Source organism: Pseudactinotalea sp. (genome assembly GCF_048594945.1).
Taxonomy (GTDB): Bacteria; Actinomycetota; Actinomycetes; order Actinomycetales; family Beutenbergiaceae; genus Pseudactinotalea.
On sequence record NZ_JBMDXJ010000128.1, the window covers coordinates 1 to 5143 of the forward strand.

General features: G+C 70.0%; 4 protein-coding genes and 1 pseudogene. 4 read left to right on the forward strand and 1 reads right to left on the reverse strand.

Annotation, left to right across the window (positions count from 1 at the left end; all coding sequences use genetic code 11):
- The 3 genes and pseudogenes from ACOJSN_RS06075 to ACOJSN_RS06085 all read left to right on the forward strand — a co-directional run.
- A pseudogene (locus tag ACOJSN_RS06075) lies at positions 1-568 on the forward strand (5-methyltetrahydropteroyltriglutamate--homocysteine S-methyltransferase); the annotation flags it as partial.
- 44 nt (positions 569-612) lie between these two features.
- Positions 613-936 (forward strand): YtxH domain-containing protein, encoded by a 324-nt coding sequence (locus tag ACOJSN_RS06080; RefSeq protein ID WP_420111615.1) that lies wholly within the window; start codon positions 613-615, stop codon positions 934-936.
- 18 nt (positions 937-954) lie between these two features.
- The gene (locus ACOJSN_RS06085) at positions 955-2043 is read left to right on the forward strand and encodes an alpha/beta hydrolase (RefSeq protein ID WP_420111616.1); all 1089 of its coding nucleotides are present in this window, start codon (positions 955-957) and stop codon (positions 2041-2043) included.
- A 12-nt stretch (positions 2044-2055) separates the two neighbouring features.
- Here the strand turns inward: ACOJSN_RS06085 and ACOJSN_RS06090 are convergent, their stop codons facing one another.
- The gene (locus tag ACOJSN_RS06090) at positions 2056-4275 is read right to left on the reverse strand and encodes a beta-galactosidase (RefSeq protein WP_420111617.1); all 2220 of its coding nucleotides are present in this window, start codon (positions 4273-4275) and stop codon (positions 2056-2058) included.
- 212 nt (positions 4276-4487) lie between these two features.
- On the opposite strand from ACOJSN_RS06090, the gene ACOJSN_RS06095 reads away from it, so the two are divergent.
- Positions 4488-5143: ATP-binding protein (locus tag ACOJSN_RS06095; RefSeq protein WP_420111618.1), on the forward strand; the 656-nt coding region annotated here is incomplete at its 3' end.

Below are 5143 nucleotides of genomic sequence, written 5' to 3' on the forward strand. Positions count from 1 at the left end.
CATCCCGCTCGGCGAGACCGCGAACCAGGTGGCGCTCGCGCTGCGCGACGAGATCGCCGACCTCGAGTCCGCCGGCATCGGGATCATCCAGGTGGACGAGCCTGCGCTGCGGGAGCTGTTGCCGCTGCGCCGCGAGCAGCAACCCGCCTACCTCGACTGGTCGGTGCGCTCGTTCCGGCTCGCGACCGCCGGCGCCGGGGACGCCACCCAGGTGCACACGCACCTGTGCTACTCCGAGTTCGGTGAGGTCATCGGCGCGATCGACGGTCTCGACGCCGATGTCACCTCGGTCGAGGCGGCCCGTTCGCGCATGGAGATCCTGCCTGACATCGCTGGCTCCGGGTTTGCGCGCGGCATCGGCCCCGGCGTGTATGACATCCACTCGCCGCGCGTGCCCTCGACGACGGAGATCACGGAGCTGTTGAGTGCGGCGCTGGCTTCGGTCGGGGAACGCAAGCTGTGGGTGAATCCGGACTGCGGTCTCAAGACCCGCGGCTATGACGAGACGGTCGCGAGCCTGGAGAACCTCGTGGTGGCTGCCAGAACTGCCCGTGCTGCTTCCGCGTGAGCGTGCAAGACTGACAACCGGACCACGACTTCTGGGAGGTCAGCATGAAGGGCAAGGCAGCATTCATCCTCGGCGCCGCGGTGGGCTACGTGCTCGGGACTCGCGCAGGCCGGGAGCAGTTCGAGAAGATCAAGGCCAGCGCTCGGTCGGCGATGGATCACCCTGCCGTCAAGGACAAGGTGGCGCAGGCCGAGACGAAGATCAACGACGTCGTGCGTGAGCAGGGCGCCAAGGTCACCGACCAGGTCGCGAACATGGTCAAGGAGCGGTTCGCGAACGGCTCCACGCCACGCCCCGCGGCCACGACCGACGCGCCCGACGACGCCTCCAACGGTCCCACCAGTGCCTGGGACACGCCGGCACGCTGATCTTCTAGCGTTGGCTCCGTGGACACGGGGCCAGATCAGGAGACACCCGAGGCGCCGCCAGCGCCCCGACGGCGGCGTTGGTGGCGCTGGCCGGTGCGGGTGCTCGGAGGGCTGCTCGCGCTCGTGCTGGGCGTGATCGTCTGGTTCCAGTTCAGCGCGTGGCCCGGCGCGATGCTGATCCGGCACTCCGGGGCGTTCGGGGGCGGGGGCGCCGATCCGATCGCGCAGTACGTCCCCGACGACATCACGCGGCTGATCGATGTGGTCTACGACGACTCCGGGCCCGACGGCAGGCTCGACGTGTTCTACCCCGAGCCGGCGCAGGAGCCGTTGCCCACCGTGGTGTGGGTGCACGGCGGCGGCTTCGTGGCAGGCACCAAGGAAGGGCTGACCGAGTACCTCTCGGTACTGGCCTCGCACGGCTACACGATCGCCAGCATCGAGTACACCAAGGCGCCGGAGGGCACCTATCCCACGCCGGTGCTGCAGGTCAGTGACGCGTTGAGCTTCCTCGTGGCGAACGCCGACGAGTACCGCATCGATCCCGACCAGATCGTGCTGGCCGGCGACTCGGCGGGCGGGCACATCGCGGCACAGACGGCCATGACCATCGCCGAGCCGGACTATGCGGCCGCAGCCGGCTTGCCCTCGGCGCTGCCGGCGGAGTCGCTGCGCGGCACGATCCTGTGCAGCGCCGCCACCGATCCCAGGTTGGCCGACACCGCTAATCCCACGTGGGGCTTCTTCCTGCGCACCGTGCTGTGGGCGTACTCCGGTGAGAAGGACTTCCAGCACTCGGATGCCTTCCGGTGGGCCACGCTGCCGGAGCACGTGACCGAGGCGTTCCCGCCGTCGTTCATCACGACCGGGCCCTACGACCCGCTGCTCGCGCACTCCGAGGTGATGGTCGAGGCACTCCAGGATCAGGGCGTCGAGGTCGACACGCTGTTCTTCGACGCCGAGACCACCGACGCGAGCATCGGGCACGAGTACCAGATGGACCTGAGCACCCCCGAGGCGCGCACCGCGATGGAGCGCATGGTCGGTCTGCTCCGTGAGGTCACGCAGACGCCGCTGGTGCTCGAAGGCGTCAGCGACACCTGGTGATCAACCTGGTGATCAGGCGAGCGTCCACTCGCCGAATCGCACCAGCGTGAGCGCATCGAGGGCCAGCAGGTCGCGGTCGTCACGCCGTGCCTGTGCCTGCGGCGGCAGGTGGATCGTGCTCCGTGACGACAGCGGGAGCAGGTGCAGGGTGATCTCGGCGCCGTCCACGACGCCGGAGTCGGCGAGGTTCACCCACCAGGACGATCCGTCCCAGAATCTGTCGGACACAGCCCGGCCGTTGACGCGCAGCTCTCCGAGGTCGCCCGCCCAGTCGATCCGCAGGTAGGTCCGGTCTCCGGCCGCCCAGTCGGGCAGCGCGAGGCGCCAGATCGCGGCATGGCTCTCGACCCGGTCGGGTGTCGGTGCCGACTCCCGGTTCCGGAACTGGCCGTAGCCGGTCGGGACCGGCCCGACGGCGTCCCGCACCAGCTCGAGGCCGACCTCGCCCTCGCGGGGCTCGGCTCCGTGCTGCTCGAGCGGCACACCGATGAACGCGCGCCGCGCGGTGTCGTAGCGCTCGACGGCGGTGCTCGCCCCACCCGTGACCCGCACCGGGCCGGTCGCGGACCAGCGCAGTGTGGCAGGGCTGAGGTAGAGGGTCCGCTCGGGCGTCTCCCGCACCCAGGCCTGCTCGCTCTGCTCGGCGTCGAGCACGAGCACGTCGAGCTCGGCTCCAGCCTGGGTGAGACGCGCCGGGGCGAGCCCCGGCTCGAGCGGGTGCGCGACGCCGTCGACCGCGATCTCGGGTGCGAGACCAGGGTGAGCGGAGAGCACGAGGGTCGGGACGCCGTCGGGTGCGTCCAACACGGTGAGCAGCGACGCTGTGGCCCAGTCGATCCGGACCCCGCCCACCTGCAGGCCGACCGGCCAGCGTGCGAGCGTGCCTGGCGGGATCGAGACCGCGGCGCTCGGGAGCGTGACCGAGCCGGACGGGCGCCGAAGGCGGAAGCGGAGCGGTTCGCTGGGCGGCAACGGGTCGTAGTGAGGCTGGTGCCAGGCGATGAACAGCACCCCGTGGTCGCCGTCGCCGCGGTACGCCCAGCGGGGCGTCGTGGTGCTGGGCCAGGTGGCGAGCAGGTCGCCGAACGCCGCGAGGAACGCGTGCTGGCGGCGTAGTTCGGCGTGGCTCGGTGCGAGCAAGCCGGCCTCACCGATCGGCGCGTGGAAGTCGTACGACAGCCCCGGCAGATCGTTCGGGTAGCCCGTGGCGTGCGACTCCTGCAGGTTCGGCCGCGGGTTCGTGCCGCCCGCGTACATGTAATAGCCCTGCCAGGCGGAGCCGTTGCCGATCTTGGTGTGGGCCACGGCGGCGACGTCGAGCGCGGTCGGGAGGTTGCGGCGGTGGTAGGTCGTGGCCATGCCGCCGCCGAGCTCGCACGTGGCGGGCGGGACCCAGGTGCCGGGTTCGGTGACTGCGGCGGACCCGGGTGGCGCAGTGCGGACATCGGCACCGATGCCGGGGTCGTCCCAGATGTCGGTGAACGAGTAGTGGCTGCGGAACGTGGGGTCCCAGCCTGCGTCGGAGTCGACCCAGAAGCCGTCGCCGTAGCCACCGAACAGCGGCATCACTTCGGGCAGGGGGAGCTGTGCGCCGCCCCACGCGGTGGCGGTCCAGATCGGCGCGTGCAGGCCGGCGTCGCGGGCGAGGCGCTTGAGCGTGGCGAGGTGGCCCGGCTGGTCGTACAGCTCGTTGTCGAGCTGGATCCCGAGAATCGGGCCGCTCGGCCCGCACCGATCGGCCACTGCTGACCCGATCTGCGCGTACCACTCCGCCGCGAGCGCGAGGTAGGCGGGGTCGTCGGTGCGGTGCTCGACGTCGGCCTGCTGGACCCAGTCCGGGAAGCCGCCATTGCGTGCCTCGCCGTGGCACCACGGGCCGATCCGGAGCACCACGTCGAGCCCGACCTCTGCGCAGAGGTCCACGAACGCACCGAGGTCCAGGTTGCCGGTGAAGTCCGGTTCGCCGCGCGTGGGCACGTGGTGCAACCAGATCACGTAGGTCGCCACGACCGTGATGCCGCCGGCGGCCATCAGCTCCAGGCGCTCCCGCCAGCGCGCTCGCGGAACCCGCGAGTAGTGGATCTCGCCGCTGATCGGAATGGTGGGGACGCCCTCGATCGCGAGGGAGCGGTTGGTCAGCGCGAGACCGGGCCGGGCGTCCTCCTGGTTCACCATGGCCGGGCGACGCAGCGGTTCGGAGAACTCCGCGACGGTCAGATCGTGCGTGGTCATCCGTGGCAGCGTAGGGGAGAGTCCAGCGACGAGCTGTGCCGGTCCACCGTGAGGAACGCCGCGAGGTCGGCGAGCTCCCGGGTGGGTCGGTATCGGCGTGTCTCGTGACGTGGCAGTTTCAGGAATCAAGCTACGGCAGTATCAGGCTTCAAGCTACGGCAGTTCTAGGATTAAGCCCACGGCAGTTCTAGGATTCGCATAAGGTTGCGGGCATGGCGGATGTCGATGAACTGGTGAGTCGCCGGATCCTGGAGGTCGCGCTGGCGCGGCATCAGGAGAGCCCGGTGCTGCTCTTGGAAGGCCCCAGGACAGTGGGCAAGTCCACCCTGCTCACGCAACTGGCGCTCCAGGTCGGCGGCGCCGTGCTGGACCTCGACGATCTCGACACCCGTGCAGCGGTTGCGAGCGATCCGGCGACGATGATCGACGACACGCGCCCGGTCTTGATCGACGAGTATCAGCACGCCCCGGTTGTCCTCGATGCGATCAAGGCGCGCCTCAACAAGTCTGGTCATCCTGGACAGTTCATCTTGACCGGATCCGCACGACACGAGTCGCTCCCACGTGCGGCCCAGGCGCTCACGGGGCGGCTACAACGCCTTCCCGTCCTGCCGCTGGCTCAGAGCGAGATCAACCGGACCCGCCCAGACCTTCTTGGTCATCTCCTCTCCGAGCCCACGCGCTTCGTACGCGAGCAGCTACCCACGGCCACTCGCGAGGAGTACATCCGCTGCGTCGTGCGCGGTGGGTTTCCCCTCGCGCTGACGGCGGCCAGCGACCGGTCTCGTGGGCGGTGGATCGACGACTATGTGCGTCTGACGCTCGAACGTGACGTCCAGGACCTCGCGCAGGTGCGGCGAGCCCACAC